26 protein-coding genes and 1 riboswitch are annotated in these 25,333 nt (G+C 46.7%); of the genes, 2 read left to right on the forward strand and 24 right to left on the reverse strand.

All coding sequences use genetic code 11. The annotated features are described in order from the left end of the window. Positions 1 to 65: 65 nt before the first annotated feature. The 4 genes from CHH60_RS28420 to pth all read right to left on the reverse strand — a co-directional run bounded on the left by CHH60_RS28420 (position 66) and on the right by pth (position 5,912). Complete coding sequence (locus CHH60_RS28420; RefSeq protein ID WP_095362252.1) at positions 66 to 1,232, reverse strand: peptidylprolyl isomerase; 1,167 nt, start codon at positions 1,230 to 1,232, stop codon at positions 66 to 68. After that, on the reverse strand, positions 1,216 to 4,743 hold the full coding sequence (mfd, locus tag CHH60_RS28425) for a transcription-repair coupling factor (protein WP_095362253.1): 3,528 nt from the start codon (positions 4,741 to 4,743) through the stop codon (positions 1,216 to 1,218). The genes CHH60_RS28420 and mfd overlap by 17 nt, the downstream gene beginning before the upstream one ends. Positions 4,744 to 5,019: 276 nt before the next feature. Further along, positions 5,020 to 5,250, reverse strand: coding sequence for an anti-sigma-F factor Fin family protein (locus CHH60_RS28430; protein WP_095362254.1), 231 nt, complete (start codon positions 5,248 to 5,250; stop codon positions 5,020 to 5,022). A gap of 101 nt (positions 5,251 to 5,351) precedes the next feature. Beyond that, on the reverse strand, positions 5,352 to 5,912 hold the full coding sequence (gene pth, locus CHH60_RS28435; RefSeq protein WP_095293354.1) for an aminoacyl-tRNA hydrolase: 561 nt from the start codon (positions 5,910 to 5,912) through the stop codon (positions 5,352 to 5,354). 139 nt (positions 5,913 to 6,051) lie between these two features. Here pth and CHH60_RS28440 point away from each other — a divergent pair, with 139 nt between their 5' ends. Further along, positions 6,052 to 6,252: a hypothetical protein gene (locus CHH60_RS28440; RefSeq protein ID WP_024633712.1), complete on the forward strand. Its 201-nt coding sequence runs from the start codon at positions 6,052 to 6,054 to the stop codon at positions 6,250 to 6,252. A gap of 103 nt (positions 6,253 to 6,355) precedes the next feature. On the opposite strand, the gene CHH60_RS28445 is transcribed toward CHH60_RS28440, so the two are convergent. The 13 genes from CHH60_RS28445 to CHH60_RS28505 form a co-directional block, all read right to left on the reverse strand. Next, a complete protein-coding gene (locus tag CHH60_RS28445) occupies positions 6,356 to 7,309 on the reverse strand; it encodes a ribose-phosphate diphosphokinase (RefSeq protein ID WP_017691370.1) in 954 nt (317 codons plus the stop codon). Between the two features lie 100 nt (positions 7,310 to 7,409). Beyond that, complete coding sequence (glmU, locus tag CHH60_RS28450) at positions 7,410 to 8,801, reverse strand: bifunctional UDP-N-acetylglucosamine diphosphorylase/glucosamine-1-phosphate N-acetyltransferase GlmU (RefSeq protein ID WP_164764365.1); 1,392 nt, start codon at positions 8,799 to 8,801, stop codon at positions 7,410 to 7,412. Positions 8,802 to 9,200: 399 nt separating this feature from the next. Continuing rightward, complete coding sequence (gene spoVG / locus CHH60_RS28455) at positions 9,201 to 9,485, reverse strand: septation regulator SpoVG (RefSeq protein ID WP_017691372.1); 285 nt, start codon at positions 9,483 to 9,485, stop codon at positions 9,201 to 9,203. A 188-nt stretch (positions 9,486 to 9,673) separates the two neighbouring features. After that, positions 9,674 to 10,501 (reverse strand): pur operon repressor, encoded by an 828-nt coding sequence (gene purR / locus CHH60_RS28460; protein WP_095293352.1) that lies wholly within the window; start codon positions 10,499 to 10,501, stop codon positions 9,674 to 9,676. 98 nt (positions 10,502 to 10,599) lie between these two features. Then, the gene (gene ispE, locus CHH60_RS28465) at positions 10,600 to 11,454 is read right to left on the reverse strand and encodes a 4-(cytidine 5'-diphospho)-2-C-methyl-D-erythritol kinase (protein WP_095362268.1); all 855 of its coding nucleotides are present in this window, start codon (positions 11,452 to 11,454) and stop codon (positions 10,600 to 10,602) included. A gap of 148 nt (positions 11,455 to 11,602) precedes the next feature. Next, positions 11,603 to 11,779: a small, acid-soluble spore protein, alpha/beta type gene (locus tag CHH60_RS28470; RefSeq protein ID WP_053778930.1), complete on the reverse strand. Its 177-nt coding sequence runs from the start codon at positions 11,777 to 11,779 to the stop codon at positions 11,603 to 11,605. A gap of 232 nt (positions 11,780 to 12,011) precedes the next feature. Further along, the gene (veg, locus tag CHH60_RS28475) at positions 12,012 to 12,287 is read right to left on the reverse strand and encodes a biofilm formation stimulator Veg (RefSeq protein ID WP_095293350.1); all 276 of its coding nucleotides are present in this window, start codon (positions 12,285 to 12,287) and stop codon (positions 12,012 to 12,014) included. Positions 12,288 to 12,440: 153 nt separating this feature from the next. Further along, positions 12,441 to 13,337, reverse strand: coding sequence for a sporulation peptidase YabG (gene yabG, locus CHH60_RS28480; protein WP_095362256.1), 897 nt, complete (start codon positions 13,335 to 13,337; stop codon positions 12,441 to 12,443). 62 nt (positions 13,338 to 13,399) lie between these two features. Continuing rightward, the gene (gene rsmA / locus CHH60_RS28485) at positions 13,400 to 14,302 is read right to left on the reverse strand and encodes a 16S rRNA (adenine(1518)-N(6)/adenine(1519)-N(6))-dimethyltransferase RsmA (RefSeq protein WP_176476241.1); all 903 of its coding nucleotides are present in this window, start codon (positions 14,300 to 14,302) and stop codon (positions 13,400 to 13,402) included. Between the two features lie 4 nt (positions 14,303 to 14,306). Next, positions 14,307 to 14,852, reverse strand: a complete 546-nt coding sequence (rnmV, locus tag CHH60_RS28490; RefSeq protein ID WP_095293348.1) for a ribonuclease M5 — start codon at positions 14,850 to 14,852, stop codon at positions 14,307 to 14,309. A gap of 152 nt (positions 14,853 to 15,004) precedes the next feature. Further along, the gene (locus tag CHH60_RS28495; protein WP_095293347.1) at positions 15,005 to 16,189 is read right to left on the reverse strand and encodes a 3D domain-containing protein; all 1,185 of its coding nucleotides are present in this window, start codon (positions 16,187 to 16,189) and stop codon (positions 15,005 to 15,007) included. A gap of 271 nt (positions 16,190 to 16,460) precedes the next feature. Further along, a riboswitch (cyclic di-AMP (ydaO/yuaA leader) is annotated at positions 16,461 to 16,715 on the reverse strand. Between the two features lie 242 nt (positions 16,716 to 16,957). Next, positions 16,958 to 17,728 (reverse strand): TatD family hydrolase, encoded by a 771-nt coding sequence (locus CHH60_RS28500; protein WP_170948305.1) that lies wholly within the window; start codon positions 17,726 to 17,728, stop codon positions 16,958 to 16,960. 311 nt (positions 17,729 to 18,039) lie between these two features. Beyond that, positions 18,040 to 19,317, reverse strand: coding sequence for an HD domain-containing protein (locus CHH60_RS28505; protein ID WP_095362257.1), 1,278 nt, complete (start codon positions 19,315 to 19,317; stop codon positions 18,040 to 18,042). A gap of 318 nt (positions 19,318 to 19,635) precedes the next feature. On the opposite strand from CHH60_RS28505, the gene CHH60_RS28510 reads away from it, so the two are divergent. After that, complete coding sequence (locus CHH60_RS28510) at positions 19,636 to 19,890, forward strand: AbrB/MazE/SpoVT family DNA-binding domain-containing protein (protein WP_024633700.1); 255 nt, start codon at positions 19,636 to 19,638, stop codon at positions 19,888 to 19,890. A 280-nt stretch (positions 19,891 to 20,170) separates the two neighbouring features. Here CHH60_RS28510 and rsmI read toward each other — a convergent pair whose 3' ends face one another. The 7 genes from rsmI to CHH60_RS28545 form a co-directional block, all read right to left on the reverse strand. After that, positions 20,171 to 21,052, reverse strand: coding sequence for a 16S rRNA (cytidine(1402)-2'-O)-methyltransferase (rsmI, locus tag CHH60_RS28515; protein ID WP_095362258.1), 882 nt, complete (start codon positions 21,050 to 21,052; stop codon positions 20,171 to 20,173). Continuing rightward, positions 21,053 to 21,841, reverse strand: a complete 789-nt coding sequence (locus tag CHH60_RS28520) for a tRNA1(Val) (adenine(37)-N6)-methyltransferase (protein ID WP_095362259.1) — start codon at positions 21,839 to 21,841, stop codon at positions 21,053 to 21,055. Positions 21,842 to 21,940: 99 nt separating this feature from the next. Beyond that, positions 21,941 to 22,309: a DNA replication initiation control protein YabA gene (yabA, locus tag CHH60_RS28525; protein WP_095293343.1), complete on the reverse strand. Its 369-nt coding sequence runs from the start codon at positions 22,307 to 22,309 to the stop codon at positions 21,941 to 21,943. 28 nt (positions 22,310 to 22,337) lie between these two features. After that, the gene (locus tag CHH60_RS28530; RefSeq protein ID WP_095293342.1) at positions 22,338 to 23,138 is read right to left on the reverse strand and encodes a PSP1 domain-containing protein; all 801 of its coding nucleotides are present in this window, start codon (positions 23,136 to 23,138) and stop codon (positions 22,338 to 22,340) included. 118 nt (positions 23,139 to 23,256) lie between these two features. Continuing rightward, entirely contained in the window at positions 23,257 to 24,228 is a 972-nt protein-coding gene (holB, locus tag CHH60_RS28535) for a DNA polymerase III subunit delta' (RefSeq protein ID WP_095293341.1), read from the reverse strand. Positions 24,229 to 24,237: 9 nt separating this feature from the next. Then, on the reverse strand, positions 24,238 to 24,681 hold the full coding sequence (locus tag CHH60_RS28540) for a YaaR family protein (protein ID WP_095362260.1): 444 nt from the start codon (positions 24,679 to 24,681) through the stop codon (positions 24,238 to 24,240). A gap of 284 nt (positions 24,682 to 24,965) precedes the next feature. After that, a complete protein-coding gene (locus tag CHH60_RS28545) occupies positions 24,966 to 25,295 on the reverse strand; it encodes a cyclic-di-AMP receptor (protein ID WP_017691391.1) in 330 nt (109 codons plus the stop codon). Positions 25,296 to 25,333: the final 38 nt, after the last annotated feature.

The raw sequence follows: 25,333 nt of genomic DNA on the forward strand, positions 1-25,333 counted from the left end.
GGCCATAAGTCCTCCCCTTGCTTCTCTAAGCTTGTCCAGAAAGTAAGTGTGCTGCAGCTCGTTTCTTACTTGCTGTTTGTATCTGCGCTATCGCCTGTTGTTGCATCGGACTCTGTTTTAGTACCTTGATCTGTCTTAGCATCAGTACCTGTGGACTCGTCCGTTTTGGTTTCTGTAGATTTGTCACCTTCGGTTCCAGATCCAGTACCCGTTGTGCCTTCAGTACCTTCCGTAGTACCTTCTTCAGCCTTGTCTGTCTTCGGCAGGTTTACTTCCTTCACGATCTTATCCAGTTCATTCGTCATGAACGTATCGATCTCTGCAGCTGCCAATTGGCTTTTGAGTGTTTCTTTTTGCTCATCTGTCAATTTGCTGTAGTCTGCTTCCGTACGGGATTCCACTTTCATCACGTGATAGCCGTATTCCGTCTCAACCGGATCACTGATTTTGTTGAGTGGCAATGTTTTGGCAGCTTCTTTGAACGCTTCTACCCAGTTGGATACAGGGGTATTTTCGTACAATCCGCCATTATCTGCAGAGCCTGGATCTTCGGAGTATTCTTTTGCCACTTTTGCAAAGTCTTCACCGGCATCCAGTTTGGTTTTAACTTCTTTCGCAATTTTCAAGGCATCTTCTTTTTTACGCTCTTTTTGTGTATCTGGGTCCGTGAAGTTGATCAGGACGTGACGAACCGAAGCGGTTGTGAACTGATCCTTGTTTGTTTCAAATTCTTTTTTGATTGCATCTTCCGTAACACCAGTCTCTTTATCCTTAATTACCGTCATGATGCGAGTCATGTAATCCTTGATGTTTTGATCTGTCAGGTTCTGAGCTTTCAACATTTCAGTCCATTGATCGGCTTGAACAGAAGCCTTCATTTTGTCGAACTGCTCGGTTGCCACTTTGGCACCTTCTGTTTTGGCTTCTTCAGTCGCCTTGCCACTCAAATATTCATAAGCAACTTCCTGGCGCACCAGGTAGTCCTTGAAATCGTCCATCTCCATCATTTGTGCATATTCCGGATAGAGGAATTTCATGACCCGTTGCTCCATATCGAATTCATTGGCAGTAATTGTACCGCCATCATATGTCGCTACAACAGCGCTTGTATCATTGGTTTCTGGTGTAGCTGCTTCATCCTTCTTGCCGCATGCAGCAAGCAGTGATAAGGACAGTACTGCAACCATACTCACGGAGAGTACTTTCCCTACTTTTTTATACTTTGGTAACATCCTTTGGTTCCCCCTTTGATTTAAAAGCACTCTTCATGGACTCCAGAAATTTCTCTACCAGCTCCATCAGTTGCTTGTCCCCAAGCCCTTTGCCTTTGACATGAATAAGCATATGGGGTCCTTGTTCAAATTGTACACGTCTTTCGAACTGATTTCCAATGTGCGCAATTTTCGAGAGTTCAAACGCATGCTCACGGCCTTCGTAGAATTTCACGGTAAGGTCGTCACCACGCTGCGTAATGGACTCAATTCCATACATTTTTCCATACACTTTTAATCTGGCTACAGCCATAAGATTAATGACAGCTTCTGGAAGGTCACCGAATCGGTCAACCAATTCGTCTTCCAGTTCCATTGCATCGTCGAAAGAGGCAATAACCGCCACTTTTTTGTAAATCTCAATCTTCTGTATACTGTCATAGATATAATCACCCGGCAAGTAGGCATCGATGCTGAGATCGAGCGTGGTGTTCCATTGATCGGAAGGTACCGGCTCTTCCCCGAGCATGGTGACTTTGCGTTTATTAATTTCCTCGGCCAGCATCTGAGAATACAAGTCGAATCCGACTGAGGCAATGAAGCCGTGCTGCTCTGCACCCAGCAGGTTTCCTGCTCCGCGGATCGATAGATCTCGCATCGCAATTTTGAATCCCGACCCCAGCTCAGTAAACTCCTTAATAGACTGCAGACGTTTCTCTGCAACCTCGGTCAGCACTTTATCCCGTTGGTACGTAAAGTACGCATAGGCAATTCGATTGGACCGTCCAACGCGCCCACGCAGCTGGTACAGCTGGGAAAGGCCCATTTTGTCTGCATCATGAACAATTAGGGTATTTACATTCGGGATATCTACCCCCGTCTCAATGATGCTTGTGCTTACGAGTACGTCATATTCGCCATCCAGGAAGTCCAGGATGGTTTTCTCCAGCTCCGTCTCCGACATCTGACCATGGCCCACGCCCACTTTGGCTCCAGGAACCAGGTCAGCAATTTCGGCAGCCATCTCCTGAATTCCTTGGACACGGTTATACAGATAATAAACCTGACCCCCACGTGCCAGTTCCCGCTCAATGGCTTCCCGAACCAGCGCCTGGCTATGTTCCACGACATAGGTCTGCACCGGGAAACGATTCTCTGGTGGTGTTTCAATCACCGAGAGATCACGGACTCCCAGCATGGACATGTGGAGGGTACGCGGAATTGGTGTAGCCGTCAGTGTGAGCACGTCCACGTTTGTTTTCAGCTTCTTCAGTTTCTCCTTATGGGTTACACCGAAGCGCTGCTCTTCATCAACAATAAGCAGTCCTAGATCCTTGAATACCAGATCCTGCGATAACAACCGGTGCGTACCGATAACAATGTCGACTGTTCCACTTTTAATGCCTTTGGCGGTCTCATTTTGTTCCTTACGGGAACGGAACCGGCTTAGGACATGAATATTGAATGGATACCCCGAGAAACGTTCACGGAATGTCTCATAATGCTGCTGTGCCAAGATCGTGGTCGGAACGAGTACCGCAACCTGCTTGCCTTCAATAGCCGCTTTGAATGCAGCACGAATGGCAACCTCGGTTTTTCCGTAACCGACGTCTCCACATAGCAGACGGTCCATGGGACGATTTTGTTCCATGTCCTTTTTGATTTCTTCAATCGCACGGACCTGATCACGAGTTTCATCATAAGGGAACATGGCCTCAAATTCCTGCTGCTCGGCAGAGTCCTTCTCGAAGCCGAAACCCTTTGAGGTCTGACGCTCTGCATAGAGCTTGATCAGATCATCGGCGATATCCTGTACAGACGAGCGAACTTTATTTTTAACCCGTGTCCACTCGTTACCACCCAGCTTGTAGATCTTGGGCTCTTTCTCTTCTGACCCGACATATTTCTGGATCAGATCGATCTGTTCGATCGGTACCGACAGTTTATCCCCACCAGCATAGAGAATATGCATATAGTCCTTATGAATACCGCCGACCTCAAGTGTACCAATGCCCAGATATTTACCAATCCCGTGGTTCTGGTGGACAACATAATCGCCCACTTTCAGCTCACTATACGATTTAATCCGTTCTGCATTATCCACATTACGGCTTTGTTTGCGTGCCTTGCGCTGCTTTTGGGAGAACATCTCACCTTCGGTTACGACGGCTAAATGAATGGACGGCAGTTCGAATCCGGTCTGCAGGTTACCGATAAGCATTTCCGGTTCCGGTATATCGTAGTCCATAAGGACGCGCCGCATACGTTCGAGTCTTTCTTCCCCGCTCGCCAGCATAAGCACATGCACTCCGGCTTTCTGCCAGCGCTCCATCTCGGCCTTAAGTACATTCATCTGTCCGTGGAAATCCTGCATGCCCCGACTGATAAAATTCAGAATGTTTTGAGGCTGTGTATGTGGAACCTGACGCAAGAAGATCGACATGAACAGCGTCTGGAATGGGCGTTCATATAACAGATCATCCCCATCTGCCGACAAATGAAGATCAGGCAGCGTCTTTCCGTTTTGCATCAAATGCAGGTTCCACTCTGATTCATCCCGGTCGAGCTGCTTGGACGTTTCAGCCAGCCGTGCAGGTTCGTCCAGAACAAGCAGCGTGTCCTCTGGCATGTAATCGTAAATGGTTTTATGCTCCGGATAGAGCGGTGAAATATATTTATACATTTCAGAGAAATACACATGCTCCCGCAGCAGCTCAATCTCCCGGTGAATTTCTTCACGGAGACGCAGCTTGGCCTGACGGTCAGTCATTTTCTCCAGCTGTTTTTCCAGTAAAACGACAGCTTCATCCGCAGCCTTCTCCATGCGTTCGCGGTCAGCAATCAATTCCTTGCACGGCAGCACCGTAACTTCATCGATACGTTCAATGGAACGCTGATCCGCTGGGTCGAATGTTCGTATGGAGTCAATTTCATCGTCAAACAATTCCACCCGATAGGCAATGGACGAAGTCACTGGATAAAAGTCGATAATCCCTCCACGCACGCTCATCTCGCCGCGAGATTCAACCCGTTCTACACGTTCATATCCAAGCTTCACCATCTCCAGAAGGAACGAGTCCAGATCGAGTGTATTCCCTTGTTTGATGGTAATCTGAGCATTCGCCATCACTTCCGGAAGAGCCACATAACGCCGCACGCCGGAAAATGGAATAACAACAACGCCCCTAAAACCTTGGGCGCAACGAACTAACACATCAATACGCTGACCCAGTGTTTCCGGACTGGAAACAGCGGCTTCAGCGGCTACAAGTTCATTCGCAGGATAGAGCAGCACCTGATCAGGTGAAAGCGCTTCCTGTAAATCTTCTGCGATTTTTTGTGCAGAAAACATATTGTGTGTAACGACGAGCAGTGGTCGGTTCATCTCTTGGTGCAGAGCTGCCAGCATGATCTGGCGCGCTGATCCGGACAATCCTGAGACCAGCTGCTCTTTCATACCGGACGTAATACCGGCAGTAATGGATCCAAAATCGGGATCTTTGGAAAAAGCCTGTATAAGTGCTTGTAACAAAAGGGGCACCTCTCTTATAACTTACTTGATTAGTTCACGCCTTAGCGCAGTATTATCATTTTAAATTGGATACAAATTCCTTTTTGTCCTGTTTCATCATATCGGATTACTCGCTTCATTACCACATCAGGTTCAACCAATAACCTAAATTCCGTCATGAGCATTTTCATTCCCAAATTGAAAAGAAGCCTCAGCAGGCTGCCAAGGCTATAAAGGTGGAGCGGTATTCCGCGGCCCCCATCATCTGTTATCCATCTTCGCTGCGAACCAGACTTATTATTGAAGCGGGCTCGCCAGCAGGCTGAGCTCAGGATTGAGTTCAAGCGCTTCTTTGCAATAATCGCATGTAATCCGAACGGTAATATCCCCACCGGAATTATACGCTATTATATCCCTCCGCTCGTCGGGGGTCAAGAAATGAAAGCCTAACTGTGCTTCTGATATTCGGGCAGAATCGATTCGTCCAATAAAGGTACGGCAGTGCCTGCACACATAATTCACTGACATGTTTATGCCTCCTGAACATGGTTTATACGTCCAGTATGCCCATTATGACTGAATTGAACCCGGTTTTGATCATTTTTCCCAGCATGTCTTCCAAGCAAGTATTACCCGTTAAACTTAGCCATTGTCTGCTCGAATGTATGATTCAGGCTATGCTCCAAAGCATCACAGGTTTGCTCAATGGTATGTTCGAGTGCTTCCTTCTCTTTCTTCATAAATGTAGACAGTACATAATCAACAATGGCGTGTCCAGGTTCCGGGCGGGAAATGCCCATCCGTACACGGTTGAATTGCTGTGTGCCGGTATGCTGAATAATGGACTTGATTCCATTATGGCCGCCAGCACTACCTTGATAGCGCAGTCTGACTTTGCCAATCTCCGTGTCCATGTCATCATAAACGACAATCAGATCTTCCAGGCTGACTTTGTAAAAGTCCATATATGCCCGTACCGATTCACCGGACAGATTCATGAATGTCATGGGTTTGATCAACACGGTTTTCACACCGCCAATATTTCCTTCTCCAATTAACGCTTTGCATTTGCTCTGAGTGATGGAAATCCCATGACGACTGGCCAGTTGGTCCAGTGCCATAAAGCCAATATTATGTCGTGTTTTGGCATAGTTTGAGCCCGGGTTACCCAGGCCTACAATCCACTTCATCTTATTCCCTCCTTCGGATCACATGAGGTGAGGCATAGACTTCGAATGTTATATTTCATATAATATCAAGAAAGTGAACTTCCTATTTACTGTAATTTTCACGATTATTATCTTATTAACCCAGGAAGGTGAGCGGGTTTTGCGCGAAGATAACGGACAGCTGACTCAACATAGTGATTTTATCTATCATCTCGAATACCATGTACCCGTACAGGTATATGATCGCGACACCCATATTGAGATCGGATTGATTACACGTTTCGATAATCAATTTGTCGAAATTGCCGACACTCTTTTTCATCGGCGGCGTTTTCGCTTCATTTCACGGCCAGGATATTAATCATCCAGCCTCTCTATGCATCGTTATAATGGCACGCCGACAGGGGTTACATTTTCCGTTCGACCGGAAAACGTAACCCCTCTACTACTTTGTGCAGACATCCTTATTCAATTTCAAACAGCTTGCTGATTGACAATTCCTCATGAACCCGGATAATGGCTTCCCCGAGCAAAGGTGCTACAGACAACACTTTAAGTTTGCTTGTCGGATTGGCATGCGTGATTGGAATCGTATCCGTTACGATAACTTCTTTCAGTGGTGCATTCTCCAAACGCTCCATCGCTGGTCCGGACAATACCGGGTGAGTACAGCATGCGTATACTTCCTTCACGCCGCCTTCCATCAGTGCGTTTGCACCCAGCACAATGGTACCTGCCGTATCGATGATGTCATCGATCAGGATTGCTGTTTTACCTTCAATGTTACCGATAATGTTCATAACTTCACTTACATTCGGCTCCGGACGACGTTTATCAATGATGGCCAGGGGTGCATTCAGGAAATCAGCCAATTTCCGTGCACGTACTACACCACCGTGGTCAGGAGATACAACGACCGGATTTTCGATCTGTTTGGAGCGGAAATATTGAGCCAGAATCGGCACACCAAGCAGATGATCCACTGGAATATCAAAAAAGCCCTGGATTTGCATGGCATGCAAGTCCATCGCAATTACGCGGGTAGCTCCTGCTTTTTCGATCAGATTGGCTACCAGTTTCGCCGTAATTGGATCACGCGAACGTGCCTTACGATCCTGTCGTGCATAACCGTAATACGGAATTACAACGTTAATTGTCTTGGCTGATGCCCGTTTCAGTGCATCAATCATGACGAGCATCTCCATCAGGTTGTCATTAACCGGCAAGCAAGTGGACTGTACAATGTATACATGACAGCCCCGAACGCTCTCGGAGAGCTTCACTTGAATCTCACCATCACTGAAGCTGGTTGTGTGAGATTCACCCATAGGAATTCCGATATAATCAGCAATTTGATGGGCAAGCTTGGGGTTAGAATTGCAAGTAAATATTTTTAATTTCGAATCAAAATAAGTCATAAAATAAAAACCCTCCGTGCTGGTTCATTGGAATCTATAAGCGTCTGCGACATGTCGGCACCTCCCGAAGATCGGGAGGCAATCAGAATATCAATACCCCTTATTCGGGTTTGGCATTTTGTTTCTTGGCTTTGGCACGTCCGCGAATTTTCTCCGCGTAACCAGGTTTGTTCTCCTGGCGAGGACGAGCAATAGCCAGATCGTTCTCCGGAACGGAATGTGTAACGGTTGAACCGGCAACCACATAAGCGCCTTTTCCTACCGTGATCGGTGCAATCAGATTGACATTGCTGCCTACGAACGCATCATCTTCGATTGTCGTTACAGCTTTATTATATCCATCATAATTAACCGTTATTGCCCCGCATCCAACATTTACGTTCTTCCCTACTTTAGCATCCCCAATATAGCTGAGATGTGATACTTTGGATCCTTCATCAATTGTAGCATTTTTCACTTCGACAAAGTCACCAATTTTTACTTTCCGGCCCAGCTTGGTGCCAGGACGCAGGTAAGCAAATGGTCCTACCGTTGTCTCTTCGCCTACTTCAGCCTGGGACAACACGGAATGTTTAATCGTTACACCGTTCTGAATAACACTGTCTTCAATATCAGCCTGAGGACCAATATGGCAAGCTTCACCAATGGAAGTTGTCCCTTTCAGAATGGTTCCCGGGTACAATACCGTGTCTGATCCAATCGTAACATCCGCTCCGATATATGTCGATGACGGATCAATGATCGTAACACCGTTCAACATATGTTTTACAGCCAAACGTTCACGCATATATGCTTCTGCTTGGGACAGAGCAAGTCGATCGTTAACTCCGATGGATTCCGCGATATCATCTGACATATAAGCTTCAACCACTTCACCATCGTTACGGAAAATCCCAACAACATCTGTCAGGTAATACTCTCCTTGGGCGTTCTGGTTGGTCACTTTCTCCAGTGCAGCAAACAATTTCGCATTATCGAAACAGTAAGTCCCTGTGTTAATTTCTTTCACAGCATCTTCCTGCTCGTTGCAGTCCTTCTGTTCCACAATGCGTTGTACAGAACCGTCTTCTCCGCGAATGACGCGGCCGTAGCCTTTTGGATTGTCCAATTGAGCCGTTAGCACGGTTGCAGCAGCTCCGCGACTTTCATGAAGCTTCATCAGACCTTCCAGCGTTTCACTAGTTACCAGTGGTGTATCTCCACAGACGACTATAGTAGAGCCTTGCTCACTTCCAAGCAAAGACTTCACTTGCTTCACCGCGTGACCCGTTCCCAATTGTTCAGCCTGAAGTGCATACTCTGCTTTGGAACCCAAAAATGACTGCACCGCTTCGGCACCATGACCGACCACGACTACACTGCGCTCAACGCCTGCGCGTAGAGCTGCATCCAGCACATGAGCTACCATAGGTTTACCGCATACGGGATGCAGTACTTTGTACAATTTAGATTTCATTCGTTTGCCTTGCCCTGCAGCAAGTACAATTGCCATTCGTTTCAAATTTCACGACCTCCTGTTCTGAAAACCCCATCCGGAAGACCCACCTTAATGGATCATCCCTGATAAGTATCGTTCAGCCGGCCTGAAGCCGGTCTTGTTCATCGCCTACTGTCTCTGTTATCACACGTAACAACGCGGACACGAGGAAATCGTGACCTATATGTATACGCCGTGTACCTGCGAGCCTTAACCGAATCCCAATGACTCTTAAGATGCCGCCCTGTCACCAAGCGCACGCTGCGCTAATGTTTCCTTCAAAATTTTCCAGCAATAAAGCTGTTAAATGTTCCTGTTTGAATAAACTCAATACTGAATATATCTTATTCCGGTCAAAAAGAAAAGAGAGCCATAAGACATGGCTCTCTTTTCCTTCGAACCCCAATAATGTTCTCAGGCACCTTCTTCAATGACTTCTTCCTCAGTTGCAGCGCGATCATACTCAGTCAAAACAGCAGCCTGAATCTTCTCACGAGTACCGGAAGAGATCGGGTGGGCGATATCACGGAATTCTCCGTCAGGAGTCCGCTTGCTCGGCATAGCAACAAACATTCCGTTGTTCCCATCAATGACGCGAATGTCATGAACGACGAATTCGTTATCGATGGTAATGGATGCGATAGCCTTCATTCTCCCTTCCGAGTTAACACGGCGGAGTCTGACATCCGTAATTTGCATGTGTGTGTTCACCACCTTTTTCCATCAGAACTTGGTGTATAATTCCACACAGCCTATACGAACTCCTTCTTTTTATAACCACAAAAATGTCCTAATTTCAGGAATTTTTTTATTTAATACACAATTCGACAACGTTAGTGCCAGGTCGATGGAAAAGAACCTTTCCCGACATGTTATTCGTCATCTTTCTACAGGTCAAAATAGTTACCAGGTTTCACCGAAATGTGTCTGCTTTTTGCATCCACGGCTGTCAGCTGCGCAAGAGATACGTAATCGGTCAGCAAACGCTCTTCCGAATCAACTGAACCAGATTCCACCAGCACCCCTACACCTGCTACCGTTGCATTAAACTCGGCGAGCAAATCAATCATGCCCTGTACCGTTCCACCGGCTTTCATGAAATCATCCACAATCAGAACCCTCGAATGCTCACGCATCGCCCTGCGGGATAGGGACATGGTATGGAGACTTTTATGGGACCCTGATACATAATTGATACTTACGGCCGATCCTTCCGTAGCCTGATGGTCCCTGCGCACGAGCACTACAGGCAGGTTAAGCTGGGCTCCAGTCGCATATGCCAGAGGAATGCCCTTCGTTTCTACCGTCATGACTACATCGATATCCATGTTGCCAAAAGCAGTCGCAAATATTTTACCTGCTTCATTCATCAATGCAGGCTGTCCAAGCAGGTCAGACATATAGAGGTACCCGCCAGGCAAAATACGGTCAGGCTGCTCCAACTGATTGCTTAGTCGTTCGGCAAAAGCCAGAGCATGTTCTCTGGATACCTTCGGAATCCATTTAACTCCCCCGGCAGCCCCTGCCAGTGTTTGCAGTTCTCCCGACCCACCTTCTTCGAACACTTCCTTGATAATCGCCAAATCCTCACTTATTGACGACTTCGCGGCACCATAACGTTCGGCAAAAGTGGTTAACGGAATAACCGTATGCGGTCTTGACAATAAATACTGCGTCATTTCAACCAGCCTAGCGCTTCGTTTTAATTTCTTCACAGAGATCCATCCTCACGATCACGGAAAACATCCAAATCCGAATAATTATTTAAAAATATACCACCTTTATACGTGTTTGTACATTATAAAAGCGAATTCTAAGTCAACATGCGTACTGCATACACTTCTTTGCAGAAGCCGCGCAGCCCATTATAGATCCGTGCAACCTTTGCTTCCTTGGAGACCAGCCCGAATACTGTTGGGCCACTACCCGACATGAGCACCCCATCTGCACCCAGCTTCATCATGGCATCCTTCAGATGCTGAACTTCCGGATACAGCTTAAGCGTGACATCCTCAAGCACATTCCCCATCTGTCCGCACACTTCTGTAAAAGAATGATTACGAATGGCCTGCTCCATTTTGGCCGCACTTGGATGCCGCACAATCTTGTCGCTGCGGAATCTTCCGTACACATCCGCTGTCGACACATTGATTGGAGGCTTCGCCAAGATGACCCAACATTGCGGTGGGTTAGGCATTGGTTTCAGTTTCTCTCCGCGGCCTGTAGCGAGCGCTGTACCCCCTGTAATACAAAAAGGTACATCCGAACCAAGCTCTGCTCCGAGCTCCTGGAGCTCATGATCCGGGATATTCAGACGCCAGAGGCGGTTCAAGCCGCGCAGCGTAGCTGCAGCGTCACTACTGCCGCCTGCCAGACCGGCAGCCACCGGTATCTTTTTGTCCAGATGAATGTGCACTCCAGTACGCACGTCGTAACGCTCCTTGATTAATCTGGCCGCCTGGAATGCCAGATTCTTCTCATCCAGCGGAATATACCCCGCCTGACTGGAGATAAATATCGTATCGCGAGGCAGTTCTGACATTTCCAGCCGGTCTGCCAAATCGACCATGGTCATGATCATCTCGACTTCGTGGAAGCCGTCACTTCGTTTATGTAAAACGTCCAGCATCAAATTAATTTTAGCAGGCGCTTTTTCGTAAATTTTCAAGGCGTTCACCCGTCCTCACCTTTTCCCTAAGACAACTTAACATATTATATCAAAATGGGGCTGTCAAGTCATTTTTATTCCGAATTCATGGGGAAAAAGCGAGGTCAACCTCGTGGAAGGCCCCGCTCTCCAAACCGTCTAGATCGAATTACGATTTGCGTGCTGCCTCTTCAGCAAGCTGAATGGCACGCTTCACCATATTGCCTGCATCCTTGGCTTTGATTCCACCCCAGCCTTCCTGCTGTACAGTATCATAAAATCCCAGGTCTTTTGCCAGCTCATTCTTGAGCTCATCTGACATCACACTTCTTCTTCTGCGGCTCATGAAACCATCCTCCTTGAAGTACAGTTCTGATTAGTCCATTTACACCAGGATTCTTCCTGACAGCTTCAGAGCCACCATTTTCGATGAACTGTTCAGCATATCAATATGTGCCTGTTCAAGTAGTATGCCGTTTCTGGTTAAACCTCATTCCTGAGATGCCTGCCTGGACGGTATTTCTATACAAATAAAAAAGCAGTTCGCCCCGAGGGGCAAACTGCCTGTAAAACGATGCTTACGTCTCCATGTAGGAGTTAGGCGTCTGGTCGCCTGGGTTAAATACCATGACTTCCACCGACTCCGTAAGTATATCTGCATAACTGTAAGAGACTCGCTTGAACGTTTCTTGCTCCTCATCAAGCTTGACGATAAAAACAGAAGGGTACGTTTCTTCCAATACACCCGTACGCTCGATAGTCTTACGGCGGCCACCATTAGCCCGCAACATAATTTTTTGACCTATATGAGCGTCGAGATTGCGTTTGATATCCAACAGCGTATTTTTAGCCATTGTCGACGACCACCTCTTTTCTTGTCCATTATACCTGAATTTACAGTCAATGTCAAATCAAAACTAAATATTATATCAGCATGGAAAAGTTGCTGTCAATGAATTTTTTTGCAAATGAAAAAAGCCCCAAATTGGGACTTTAATTGACTTGTATCAGACGACTGATGGGTTAACTTTAAGTGTGGATAAATCGTTCAAACCAGGGAGGCCAACGCGGTAACTGCCGCGTGTTTCGACACCACCTACCCCCTGGCTACCACTAATCGTGTTATGCAGAATATCATTCATATTCACCGTTTCCCTAACCGATGTAAAGGCTGCCTTGGCTGCCACATATACCGGGTCTAAGGCATGAATCAGAATTCGGCCTGGTGAGCTGGCAAAGTTCGCACCTGCCCGCAGCAGTGCTTCAAAATGGGACTGACATGCTCCTGCAACGATCGTTAGTGCATCCAGATGACGCTCATATTGTCTTGCAACCTGGATCGCTGCCACAAAATTTTGCGAATTCTTGTAACTTCCAAGACTGTATAAGTCGTAAGGCTGACGGGTCTTCAGCACTCCGTCATGGCCGGTAATTACCACAATGTCAGGCTGGACTTTGGGAAGAAGACGATACAGGGCATCAGCCATGGCTGACTCATGGACATATTGACCCTCTGCCGGGACACGAAGCTGCTCATAGAGAGCCATACTTTTCTTCAGATAATTTGGATCCCCATCCAAGTGAAGCACCTTGCCGGGCATTTCAAAATAAGCCGGCTCCCGCTGTGCAGCCCAGTCCTGCGTCAAGCCTTCAAGGTTGCGTTCCGCCTGTTCAATCCGGTTCTGCTGCAGCCTGGAGAGTGTCTGATGCGCTTTTACATGTGCCTGCCTGGTCTTGGCACTCTGCGGTTCATAAGGAACCTGTATCAAATCGTCCACCGGGGAGTCGGCAAGCAGACGGAATTCGGTCCCTTTAATGACCGCGCTATCCAACTGGAGGCCTTCCACCCGAAAAGTCACATCTCCGCCGTATGACTTTCGAACGACCAAGTCACCGATATTCATCAACATAATCACCTCTACCCCATCGTATGGGCAAAGACCCGGTTTGGTTCATCCGAATTTATTTACAGACCGGCACGAACTCCTGCATCCCACATTACCGTGCTTAACGTCGCATATTCCTGCAGACTAAGTGTCTCACCCCGTCTGGACGGCTGAATGCCAGCCTGCTCCAGTAACTGATCCGCCTGCTCCCGATTCTCCTTGGTGAAGAAGCGAGCTTTCAGATTGTTCGAGATGGTTTTTCTGCGCTGGGCAAATGAGGCTTGTACCACTTCGAAAAAGTGTGCTTCACTCGGCACTTCGACAGGGGGCTGCTCACGAACCTTGAGCTTGATGACAGCCGATTCCACGTTGGGCTGCGGAATAAATACGGTTGGCGGCACAATACAAACCAATTCAGGCACACTGTAGTATTGGACCGCAATGCTCAGACTTCCGTAGTCCTTCGAGCCGGGTGCAGCTGCCATACGTTCTGCTACTTCCTTCTGAATCATAACGACAATGCTGTCTACCGGGAGTTTCTCTTCCAGCAGTTTCATCATAATAGGCGTCGTCACATAATACGGCAGATTGGCTACAACACTCACCTTGCCCACACTAGCAAAGTCTGTGCGGAAAAGCTCTGCCAAATCCAGCTTCAGCACATCGCCGTGCTGTATCCGGACGTTGGGATAGGGCTCCATTACTTCTCCAAGGATCGGTAATAAACGCTGATCGATTTCCACAGCTGTTACAGGGCCGGCTGCTCGGGCCAGTCTCTCCGTAAGTGCCCCAATCCCCGGGCCGATTTCGAGTGCGCCCTTGGACTCGTCCAGATCCGCTGCATTTACAATTTTGTTCAATATATTCTGATCAATCAGAAAGTTCTGACCTAGACTTTTTTTAAATGAGAAACCGTGTCTCTGAATTATCTCTTTCGTTCGCTTAGGTGTTGCAATTTCCAAAGTCTCATCCATGCCATTCATACGCTCACAATCCTTCACGTTCAATTTGCGATAATGCTGCAGAAAACTCTTCCCGGCTAATTTGGAATACACCCAGACGCTTGTGGAACTGCTTTCCGTTGCAATAACCTATGCCCAGCAGATTCCCCATCTCCATACGCCTTGCGGCTGCCTGTGGGTGCACAATCAGTCCTGCTGCAATCAAGTCCTCCCAATCGATCAGGCTCGGTACACCCTCATAAGAGGTATGTACACGCTCCAGCGCATGGCGGATTGCCTCAGGCGAGGCATTCTCGACCCCGATATCCCCTTTGCGGGTTGCATCCGCTTCCGGAATAAAAGCATGCTTACAGCCTGGGACCTTATTTGCAATGATTTTGCGAATGCGCTCTCCGGCATGATCCGGGTCCGTAAGAACAATCACACCACGTCTCTCCTGTGCCAGTGCAATTCGCTTCAGGATTCGCTGATTGATGGCTGATCCGCCGGTCTCTATGGTGTCTGCCTCAACAGCCCGCCGGATGGCGACGGTATCGTCGCGTCCTTCTACCACAATGACTTCTTTTATCATGTTCCATTTCTTCCTTTCTAACGCAAAAAGAAGAGGAATATCCTCTTCTCTGCCAAACGGCGGCGAGTCTATTCAGACTCCACCGCCGCATATTCCGCATGATTCATTCATGCAACTATTTTATAGCATTCCCATTTCAAAGTAAAACGATTTTAGTTCGCTTCCGGCTTCACCGGACCGATCACATATACCGTCTTGCCTTTCTTACGTCCGAAATTCAGGGCATGCTTCACACTGTCATAATACACATCGATTTTGTTGCCTTTAATGGCGCCGCCGGTATCTTCCGCACGACGGAAGCCGAGGCCCTCAATGTACACCCACCAGCCAATCGGAATCACTTTTGGATCGACCGCAATGGTCCGTCCTTCAGTTACCCGGGTACCGGAAGCTGTTTTTGTACCAATGCCAGGCTCCTCAGAAGAGTACGCGGTCATCGATACATTTTTAAGTACTTTGGAATATTTAAAAGAAGTGCCTGAGACGGTAATCACTTTGCTGCCTGATGCAGCGGTTTTCTTCGAGTTCGTTGTCGTTTCTTTCTTTGCTGTGGAGGTTTGGGCCGATACCGTCTGAATCTCCGGCTGCTTCACAACTGGTTTTGCTTTGGTTCCGACAGCAATAACTTTATCGACACGGTTGGTCGATACCGATTTGCCCACCATCTTTTTGGAGACTAACTCTCCATCCTGAAACACCTTTTCGATATGCTGTACAAGTGTACCTTCTTTGCCGTTTACGATGACGCGATTGTCACCTTTGTACAAGCTAGGGTCAGCCGTTTTGATTACTTTGTACGCAATCGGCTGTTCCACTTCCACTGTACGCTTTGTTACACGCACTACGCGAATTTTCATATCTGCCTTGATTGGTGTTGCGAGCGCAGGATAAACCTTATCCTCACTGGCAACTTCAATTCCAGATTTCTGAATTGCATCTTCTACCGATGAATCGGTTGTATACAGAGTCTTGGTGTCTCCGTCTGCCGTAATGTTGACTGGAACGGCCCGCTCAATAACTATGCGGTCTCCATCTGCGATTGCCCCGTTCAAAGGCATGGATACCTCATCATGGGGGCTGACTGTGATTGATTGCTCCTCCAGCATTTCTTGAAGCATTCCTGTACGAGTCTCTACCGCTTGAGCTTTGCCATCAATAACCAGCGAAATTTGTTTCCCGGCTTGACCGTAAACGACTAACAAGATCATGATTGTAAGCGCGATTGAGAAAATAGCGATCAGTGCCATTTGACGCATGTTCTCATGCTTCCACCGCAACGCGTAAGACTTACTGGATGATCGTGACTCATGGGTCTCTTCTGGTTGGAATGTGCCCACTTCTCCGTCCTCCTTCATAGCCTCGCCGTCTAAAGTTAATGCATGATGTCTTTGACGCGACTATACCAAATTTTCTACAGAACTGATCGATATCTCAATGACCGGCTCTGCACCATGAACCACTCTTCGCAACATGATGTCACCACCTGAATTCTTACCGTATGATGACCTTATTTCTTTTATTCAAAAACAAAAAAGCCAAAGAAAGAGTGTAAGAGGAACTCTTTCGTGGCTTCCGAATGATTTTGAATATCGGAAATTCATGCACGAGGTTGCCTCTCTTTTTCCGCTTGCGAGGTTAGCTGTCGGGTTCGGGCGAAAGAGAGCCGCCCTATCTCCGGTCACCCGCTCATGGCGGATGCCCTTGAATTCACCCCGAGACCCAAAGAAGAAATCAAATAGCGCTTCGCAAGTGCATCCGCTGCTTTTGGGTCAGCGAAACGATGCGCATCAGCTGCTTACACTGATGTTTAAGCCCTATTGGTTCCCCCGCTCTCCGTTAACGGAGACTCAGCGAGATCGGTTCATGAAAAGTATTGTTGTGTCATCGGAAAGTGTCCCTTTGTTCATCCCCCGAACATCTGTCCAATTTTCCGCACAACAATTCACTGAAAAGATGATATCCTGTTTCGATGCATGTTGTAAAGCGTTGTTCAAGTACGTTTTTCTAAATATTTGGTTAAAATATTGTAATATTCTTCATTTATTTGGATCAAAAAGCAAATTCGCTCCGTCTACCTCTCTTTTTCACCGCATTTGCTTCGTTTTTTAACGAATCCCAAATCGTTCCATGGCATTTTTGGTCGTTATTGCAGCAATTTCCTCTACCGAAATGCCTTTAATTTCCGCAGCTGCTTCTGCAACCAGACGTACATGCGCTGTTTCGTTTCGTTTTCCACGATAAGGATGTGGTGTAAGATATGGGGAGTCAGTTTCAATGAAAAAACGGTCCATTGGCACCTTCGCCAGTACCTCTTTTGGCTGCTTGGCGTTTTTGAACGTGATTGGTCCCCCGAAGGATAGATGGAACCCTAGATCCAGACAGAGTTTTGCCGTTTCCCAGCTTCCAGAGAATGAGTGCATCACACCCCCGACTTCTCCAGCCTTTTCCTCGCGCAAAATTTTGACAATATCCTCATGAGCGTCACGATTATGAATGACAATCGGCATGTTAAGTTCACGAGCCAGTCCGATCTGTTGTCTTAATACACGATGCTGCACATCCTTGGGTGAAGTGTCCCAATAATAATCCAGGCCAATCTCGCCTATGGCAACGACTTTTTCATGCTTGCACAGAGACGCAATCCACTCGAGATCGCCCTCCTGCATCGTAATGGCATCCTGAGGATGCCAGCCTACAGCTGCATATATAAAATCATACGTTTCGGCAAGCTTCATCGTGGATGGAATGGTCTCCCGGTTGAAACCGACATTGATCATACGGCCAACCCCGGCATCTACAGCACGTTGAATCATCTCCTCGCGGTCCTCGTCGAATTGCGGTGCATCCAGGTGTGTATGTGTGTCGAATAACATCATTTGTATTTCTCCCTTCCTGTCGAATAACTGTTTTCTATCCCAATCAAAATCCTATAAAATGCACCCATTTTATCATCATCATTGATTTTTCAGAGTACAACATGTGGAATTACCAAAATTAATTTCTACTATATATAGGAGCTCTTATGGTCTCAACTTGTTCAAAAAAAAGTATACATTACAAAATTATGTCGATCTACATATACTCTCCATTAAAGCAGATTACTGTATCATGATAATATCTCGAAATAGAAACTCTTTCTATCATAGCTAATTTGTAATAATTTTGCTCCTCACGGCTCACTTCATGATCATGAGAAGTATGGGCGAATATGAGATGGCAGCTCGTGAATGATGGCGTCCACCTTGTTTTGCGGATAGTACAGATGATGCTTACCACGATGTATTCCGCTGATTGAACGGACGATGTCCGAAACCTCGGACAATTCATGCAACTTGTCCTGTCTATCCAGCAGCAGAATCTGTTTGTCTGTCGATTCATCCGGACGAAAAACATCATACGGAAGATCCGTCGGAAAATCAATTTCCAGATCATATTCGGGATGAAGACCTGCTTCGACAAAGGCAACCCGAATTTCTTCAATCGTTTCCACATCGATCTGTTCAACCTCTACATACTTATACAACCTGCGATCCATAAAACGTTCGCATAACTCGCTCAGAACAGAATCGTTCTCTTTGCGCCACTGCATGAATGTGGTCTGTATTAGGGCCTCATCCAATTGCAGATATTCATCAACAGAGAGCACTCCGTCAAACAGCTGCGGCAGTGGCTCCAGCATGAAACGGAATTGGAACCCCTGCTTTACTAGCTCTTTTGCACGCTTAAATATTTGTCTCAGGATAATTTCGGAGCTTCGGGTCACCGGATGGAAGTATATCTGCCAGTACATCTGGTAACGTGACATTAAATAGTCTTCCACGGCATGCATACCGGATTCCTTGACTACAATTCTCCCGTGATAGGGACGAAGCATTCGCAGGATGCGGTCAAGGTCGATGGTTCCGTAGTTTACACCTGTAAAGTATGCATCCCGAAGCAGATAGTCCATCCGGTCTGCATCAAGCGGGCTAGTGACCAAATTTACGACGATTGGCTTTTCATATGTTTTCTGAATAACAGATGCCACCTTCTCCGGGAAATCGGGAGCATACCGTCTCAGGATTGCCCCCACTTCGGTATCCCCAAGGATAATTCGGCAGGTCCAGTCCTCATGATTCATGTCGAAGGCTTCTTCAATGGAGTGAGAGAATGGCCCATGTCCCAAGTCATGCAGTAATGCAGCGCAGAGAGCAACGGCTTTTTCTTCCTTAGGCCAATCGGAGTAGTGACTTCTTTCAAATTGAGAGATAATCTTCCGTGTAATTTCGTAAACGCCCAATGAGTGTGAAAACCGGCTGTGTTCCGCACCGTGAAAAGTCAGATAAGATGTTCCCAACTGACGAATCCGTCGTAAGCGCTGAAACTCGGGAGTATTGATCAACTGCCATATAATCGGATCTTGCACATGAATATAATTATGTACCGGATCTTTAAACACTTTCTCTTCGGTTAAACGCTGTTCCATGTCGCTTCGCTCCCTTGTTTATGAGTTGTGTTTGTCGCTTTCAGCCTTGCCCAGCCCTATTATTCGACATACAATGACGAATTTTGTCGAATAATGCACTTTTAATGTTTTCCAAATCGACAAACCTGACATTGATGTTTAAATATGAAAAATCGCTCTTAACCCCTTGCCAACCGTAATCTTATCAAAAACAGCCTTAATTTTAAGCTAATTTTAAGGTTGACTGTTTTGGGAATCGTTGGTATGATGAGTATCATAAAACATAAAATAATGTCGAATAATGACAAAGATAAGTAGCTGAGAGGAGCACTGATTATAATGATGAAATCAACAGGTATTGTTAGAAAAGTAGACGAACTGGGACGGGTAGTTATTCCAATCGAATTGCGCCGTACACTGGGTATCGGTGAAAAAGATGCTCTGGAAATCTATGTTGACGGTGAGCGCATCATGTTGAAAAAATACGAGCCAGCTTGTATCTTCTGTGGTAACGCTGAGAACGTTACATACTTCAAAGGTAAAATCGTTTGTAACGAATGTATTTCCGAAATTCCTGCACCTGTGACAAAATAAGAAATTTCAGGTATAATGGACTTATTGAATTGTTAATTCTAACCTTTTTATATTCCTTACTTGCCTTCCCGGTGTGAACCCCACCGTTGGAAGGTCTTTTTTTTTATTACCCCATTCGGGGCAAACCCTGATCAGCTCATTCATAACTAGGAAAGCGGTGAAAAATCAAAAAAATATTTTTACACCGCCTTGGACTTTTAATATTTTGCTAAGGTTTCCAATGAGAAACTTTTCAGGTTATGTTCCCCTATTTAACCGTATGTTTGGAGCATGCAGAGGATTAGATCAGCGCGTTATATACATCACGTTTCGTTAACCCTCGGTCTGCTGCTGTTTTTTTCATCGCATCTTTGCGGTGAAGTCCTTCACCTTCATAGTGGCTGACGTGGTCCTCCAGGGACAATGGCTGCCACCAGGCTTCACGCTCTGCTTTACGCTCCTGTTCCTTAATGCCTTCTACAAGCAAACAGTACTCTCCAAGCGGCGGATGCTCCTCCAGCCAGTCTATGCACTCGCGAACCGTGCCACGTGCAAATTCCTCATGTCGCTTCGTCAGCTCACGAGCCAGCACAACTGAACGATCCCCCAAAATCTCTTCTAGATTGACCAACGTTTTGCGAATACGATGCGGTGACTCATAAAACAACAAGGTGCCGTTAGATTCGTCAAAACCCTCCAGCACTTTTCGCATATCCTTTTTCTCGCGCGGCAAAAAGCCGCCGAACGTGAAGCGTTCCGTCGGTAGTCCGGATACTATTAGAGCAGACAATGCTGCATTGGCACCCGGAATCGGAATAACATGAATTCCTGCCTCAATTGCTAGTTGTACCAGATCAGAACCAGGGTCAGAAATGGCTGGCAAACCAGCATCGCTGACCAGTGCCAAATTTTTTCCTTCTATTATATAGCGTATCAGTTCAGGACCACTTGCCGCCTTATTATGTTCATGATAACTAAACAACATGGAAGGGGTGATCTCAAAATGAGTGAGCAGCTTTCGGGTTTGCCTTGTATCTTCTGCCGCAATAATATCACAACTCTGCAGTGTCTTAATTGCTCGAAATGTCATATCATCCAGATTCCCAATAGGTGTTCCAACCAAATATAATTTACCCCGACCATCATGGGCTTCAGCATAACTTTTTTGAATGTGCAGTGTCACTTACACTCCTCCTTCCGTAGTACTCGTTGTATGTTGTGATCCGTAATAAATATCCATAATTTCATCACAGTAGGTTCCTTCTTCATTGTAGACAATGAGGGGCGGAAGCATGCGCACTTCGGGTTTGCCATCCTTCAGCGCTTCGATTAACACCATATTGGCTTCAAGGTGAGCGCGTGGATGTACCATTCGGATCCGCTTCGGCTCAAGCTTGTACTCCCTCATCAGAGAGATAATCTCCCCGAGCCGTTGAGGGCGGTGAACCATGGATACTTTTCCTCCATTACGCACGAGACGATTGCATGCCTGAATAACTTCCTCCAATGTACACCCCAACTCATGACGTGCCATGGCTTGGTGTGTATTCATTTTAAGGTCACTTCCATTTAGCGGCATATACGGCGGATTCACGGTAATCGCATCATACACAGCATGTCCTGTCTGTTTCACCAGTTCCCGCAGGTCGCCTTCATGAATTGTGATCGTTTGGTCCAGAGCATTCAGCTTCACGCTTCTCCGTGCCATATCAGCCAGCCTTGGCTGAATCTCGATTCCTTCCAGGGTGGCCTGCGTACGCGTTGTCAGCAGAATGGGAACAACCCCATTTCCCGTACATAAATCGAGTACACGCCCTCGTTTAGGAACAGAAGCAAACCGGGCAAGCAATACGGCGTCCATGGAAAAACTGAATACTTCATCACTTTGAATGATTCTCAAATCATGAGAGAGCAGATCGTCAATCCGTTCTGATTCATGCAAAATTACTTCTTTAGCTTCATTGGCTGTCATATGATACGTTCATCCTCCGGTACTCTATATCGCATTTTAGCTTTAGTTTAGGTCTATAACCTTGAAAAAAAACCGTAGGGGCTCTTCCCTACGGTCACTTCATTTATTCAAAAAAGACAGGCAGAACAGACAATCGCCTTCCGTCCGCAAATGTCCGTAATAGACATTGCAGATATGGAATCCTTCGTGATACAGCCGGGCCAGATTATCATATCCTTCACCTACCACATCTTCACCTGTAGCCGGACCTGCAGGTCTAGCGGCTGGAGCCAGTGCAGATGAAACGGGCAGATCTACCGGAGCCTCACGCTTGAGCAGTTTGCGTAGCTGCTCATTCTCAATCGTAAGCCGCTGATTATCTTCAAGCAGCTCTTTGACAATCATTTTTAACTCTCCTAAATCACTGTGCAACTGACCCAATTGGGTTTCCATTTCATGAATGTGTGTAAACAGATTTTTCTTTTCCAAGTTTCCACCCCGAAGCAACCTTTATGGTTTACTTGATAACGACGTCATCCAGCGGAAGTTCTTTGACTTTACTGATGTCGAACAGTTGAACATGGACTGTGCGATTACCGGCATTGATGCCGACAACTTTCCCTTCACCCATAGAGGTGACGACCAACTTGCCTACAGCCGGCAGTTCTTCTCTCACACTTTCATAGTTATCATGCTCAAATTTCAGACAGCACATGAGTCTTCCGCACAACCCTGAAATTTTCGTCGGATTCAGTGACAGGCTCTGATCTTTGGCCATCTTGATGGATACCGGCTCAAAGTCTCCCAGCCAGGAAGAACAGCATAATACACGGCCGCAAGGTCCGATTCCTCCAAGCATCTTGGCCTCATCCCGTACACCAATCTGCCGCAGCTCGATCCGTGTCCTAAAAATGCTTGCCAGATCCTTAACCAACTCCCGGAAATCCACTCTTCCTTCAGCTGTAAAATAAAAAATGATCTTGTTGCGATCAAACGTAAATTCCACATCGACCAGCTTCATCTTGAGGCCATGGTCTTTGATTTTATTTAAACAAGTACCGAATGCTTCTTTGGCTGCCCGCTTGTTCTCATCCACCACACGGGCATCTGTATCTCCCGCAACCCGAATGACCTTTTTGAGTGGCAGCACCACATCGGACTCGCTTACTTCCTTCTTGCCAACAACTACCTTACCGTACTCTACCCCCCGCGCTGTCTCCACGATAACGCAGTTTTCTTTCTCAATGGGAAGGTCCAGGGGATCGAAGTAATAAATTTTGCCCGCTTTTTTGAAACGGACACCCACTACACTATACAAAAAATTAACCCCCTTGTAAGCCAATCCCGCTTCGTCTGAAGCCCTGTCTTCTTAGGGAACCCTCCGAAGTAATAACCGTTTGCATATGAATGGAACAAAAACTGTCCTCTCCCCAGCCTTATGCCAAACCGATCAAAAATTGCTCCAGACAAAGCTGGCCATTGACGTTGAAACGCAATTTTTTTCTGCATGCTGCGGCCAAATCCATATAGGACACCCACTGCTCCGTGCTGCGGGTATTAGCCAACTGAGACAGCATGTCCAACTGATCTATAAAAACGATATGTTCATGCCTACCGTGCTGGACATACAGCATATCCCTAAACCATAAATGGAATAGACTAAGCATAATATCCAGATGTTCTGAGAGTCCGGTTTTAAAAAGCTTCTGCTGTGCAGAGATTAATGATGTGCTGCCTCTGCCCAGGGACTCCTTCCCTAATTGTAACATTACGTTTCTAATTTCTGCAAACCAATTCTGCTGGAGAATTTCTCTACATGATTCGAGTCCTGACGCCAAATGAACCGCTGAACGCGCAAGATTGGCCGGATGCCCCTCTGCAATCAAAGCTTGCAGCATTTCTTCAGGATTCAGTGCACTGAAAGGAACAAGTTGTGAGCGTGAACGGATAGTCGGAAGCATGGCTTGACCATTGTCCGTAATCAAAATTCCTACCGCAGGCACCTGCGGCTCTTCCAGGAACTTCAGCAGACTATTTGCCGCTTGCACGGTCATTTTTTCTGCCTGTTCTATAATATAAACTTTGGGATGGCCAGCCTCTGAACGGTATGAGAAAATACGCTGCAGATCCCGAATCTGATCAATTTTAATATTGTTTCCATCTGGTGCAAGCATCGTTAAATCCGGATGATTACCATGCTCGACCTTACGGCACTCCAGACATTGTCCGCAGGCATCATCTTCAAGCTCTGTACAGAATATGGCTTTGGCAAACGTCACAGCTGTCTTCAGCTGCCCGCTGCCCGCTGGCCCGCTAAACAAATACGCATGGCTGATTGCCTGGCGTCTCAAGCTGCTCTGCAACATCTGCTTGGCTGCCTGCTGACCCATAATTTGTTGAAAGGACATACTTCCTCCTCAGAAGCTTAAATTAATAAGCATTCCCCGAATTTCTCCTACTTGTTGTAATAATGTGATCTTACCTTCTTCTGTTTCGAGCAATTCATCAGCCATGGATAACAGCGCAGAGTCGATTTCATCAATTAGCTTGTATCTTTTACCTCTGCCCCGCCGATCCCATCCTCTGGTCTCTTTCATGGATACACCCCGGCGAACCGTTTCTTCCAGAAATCTTTTGACAAGCTGCTTGTATGCTTTCAATTCACGAATCGTCATGGAACGAGCCAAGCGATCGCCCTGCATCTGAATTTCACTAAGTCGGCGGTTAAGCTCGGCTTGTGATGCTCGTTCGCCCTGGTGGTTCATCATGTCAGAGAAATTTTTGGATTGAACCGGTTTGGAACTGGAGTCGGTAGAATTGATCCCACTCTGCATCGGTCTAAATCCAGGATTGATTTTCATCGATATGCCCGCTTTCTATTATAGTAGACCATCGACCATCAGCACAGTGCGCGCTGCGCCTGTGCGTGGAAGATACCCTTGTATGAGTCTCTATATATAATGGTAGTTAAAACTTTTCACCATTAACCTGCTTGGTAGTCAACTTCCGCCCGAAAGAAAGCATTCCCTTTATCAGATGGCCTAATTTCGGACGGAAAGCGCCGATTCCTGATATCAGGAAGGACGCATATAAGTCGCCTAAGAACACTAGCAATCATTTTGCATCATAGACACAGAACGCATTGTTAGAAGTGTTCAAAACGATCCACTGGCAGAACAAACACAGTAGCTCCACCCACTTGGACTTCAACAGGCAGCGGCAGGTAAGAGTCGGTTGTTCCACTCATCGGTGTGACTGGAGTCACGAGCTGTTCACGAACCTTACAGCTGCTGCGAATGACATTCATTACGGACTCGACTTGACCATCATCGACACCGATCATAAACGTCGTGTTGCCTGCCTTCAAAAATCCACCGGTACTGGCCAATTTCGTTGCCCGAAAATTAGCTTTGACCAATGCGCTGGATAATCGGTTGCTGTCTTTATCCTGTATAATCGCAACAATCAGTTTCATCCTGCATAACCTCCTTCAGAATAAGCACCTTTGAAATG

Source organism: Paenibacillus sp. 7523-1, from assembly GCF_002276415.1.
GTDB classification, from domain to species: domain Bacteria; phylum Bacillota; class Bacilli; order Paenibacillales; family Paenibacillaceae; genus Paenibacillus; species Paenibacillus illinoisensis_A.

Bases quoted from the DNA above. Each gene is read 5' to 3' on its own strand.
- CHH60_RS28520 (WP_095362259.1), bottom strand. From the start codon at position 21,841: ATGACAGCCAATGAAGCTAAAGAAGTAATTTTGCATGAATCAGAACGG.
- CHH60_RS28510 (WP_024633700.1), top strand. From the start codon at position 19,636: ATGATGAAATCAACAGGTATTGTTAGAAAAGTAGACGAACTGGGACGG.
- rsmA (WP_176476241.1), bottom strand. From the start codon at position 14,302: ATGAATGGCATGGATGAGACTTTGGAAATTGCAACACCTAAGCGAACG.
- veg (WP_095293350.1), bottom strand. From the start codon at position 12,287: ATGGCTAAAAATACGCTGTTGGATATCAAACGCAATCTCGACGCTCAT.
- glmU (WP_164764365.1), bottom strand. From the start codon at position 8,801: ATGGCAATTGTACTTGCTGCAGGGCAAGGCAAACGAATGAAATCTAAA.
- rnmV (WP_095293348.1), bottom strand. From the start codon at position 14,852: ATGATAAAAGAAGTCATTGTGGTAGAAGGACGCGACGATACCGTCGCC.
- CHH60_RS28420 (WP_095362252.1), bottom strand. From the start codon at position 1,232: ATGTTACCAAAGTATAAAAAAGTAGGGAAAGTACTCTCCGTGAGTATG.
- CHH60_RS28505 (WP_095362257.1), bottom strand. From the start codon at position 19,317: ATGGAACAGCGTTTAACCGAAGAGAAAGTGTTTAAAGATCCGGTACAT.
- CHH60_RS28500 (WP_170948305.1), bottom strand. From the start codon at position 17,728: ATGATGTTATTCGACACACATACACACCTGGATGCACCGCAATTCGAC.
- CHH60_RS28445 (WP_017691370.1), bottom strand. From the start codon at position 7,309: ATGACTTATTTTGATTCGAAATTAAAAATATTTACTTGCAATTCTAAC.
- yabG (WP_095362256.1), bottom strand. From the start codon at position 13,337: ATGAATATCGGTGACTTGGTCGTTCGAAAGTCATACGGCGGAGATGTG.
- spoVG (WP_017691372.1), bottom strand. From the start codon at position 9,485: ATGCAAATTACGGATGTCAGACTCCGCCGTGTTAACTCGGAAGGGAGA.
- CHH60_RS28540 (WP_095362260.1), bottom strand. From the start codon at position 24,681: ATGAAAATCAATCCTGGATTTAGACCGATGCAGAGTGGGATCAATTCT.
- CHH60_RS28430 (WP_095362254.1), bottom strand. From the start codon at position 5,250: ATGTCAGTGAATTATGTGTGCAGGCACTGCCGTACCTTTATTGGACGA.
- CHH60_RS28545 (WP_017691391.1), bottom strand. From the start codon at position 25,295: ATGAAACTGATTGTTGCGATTATACAGGATAAAGACAGCAACCGATTA.
- holB (WP_095293341.1), bottom strand. From the start codon at position 24,228: ATGTCCTTTCAACAAATTATGGGTCAGCAGGCAGCCAAGCAGATGTTG.
- CHH60_RS28470 (WP_053778930.1), bottom strand. From the start codon at position 11,779: ATGAGCCGCAGAAGAAGAAGTGTGATGTCAGATGAGCTCAAGAATGAG.
- pth (WP_095293354.1), bottom strand. From the start codon at position 5,912: ATGAAGTGGATTGTAGGCCTGGGTAACCCGGGCTCAAACTATGCCAAA.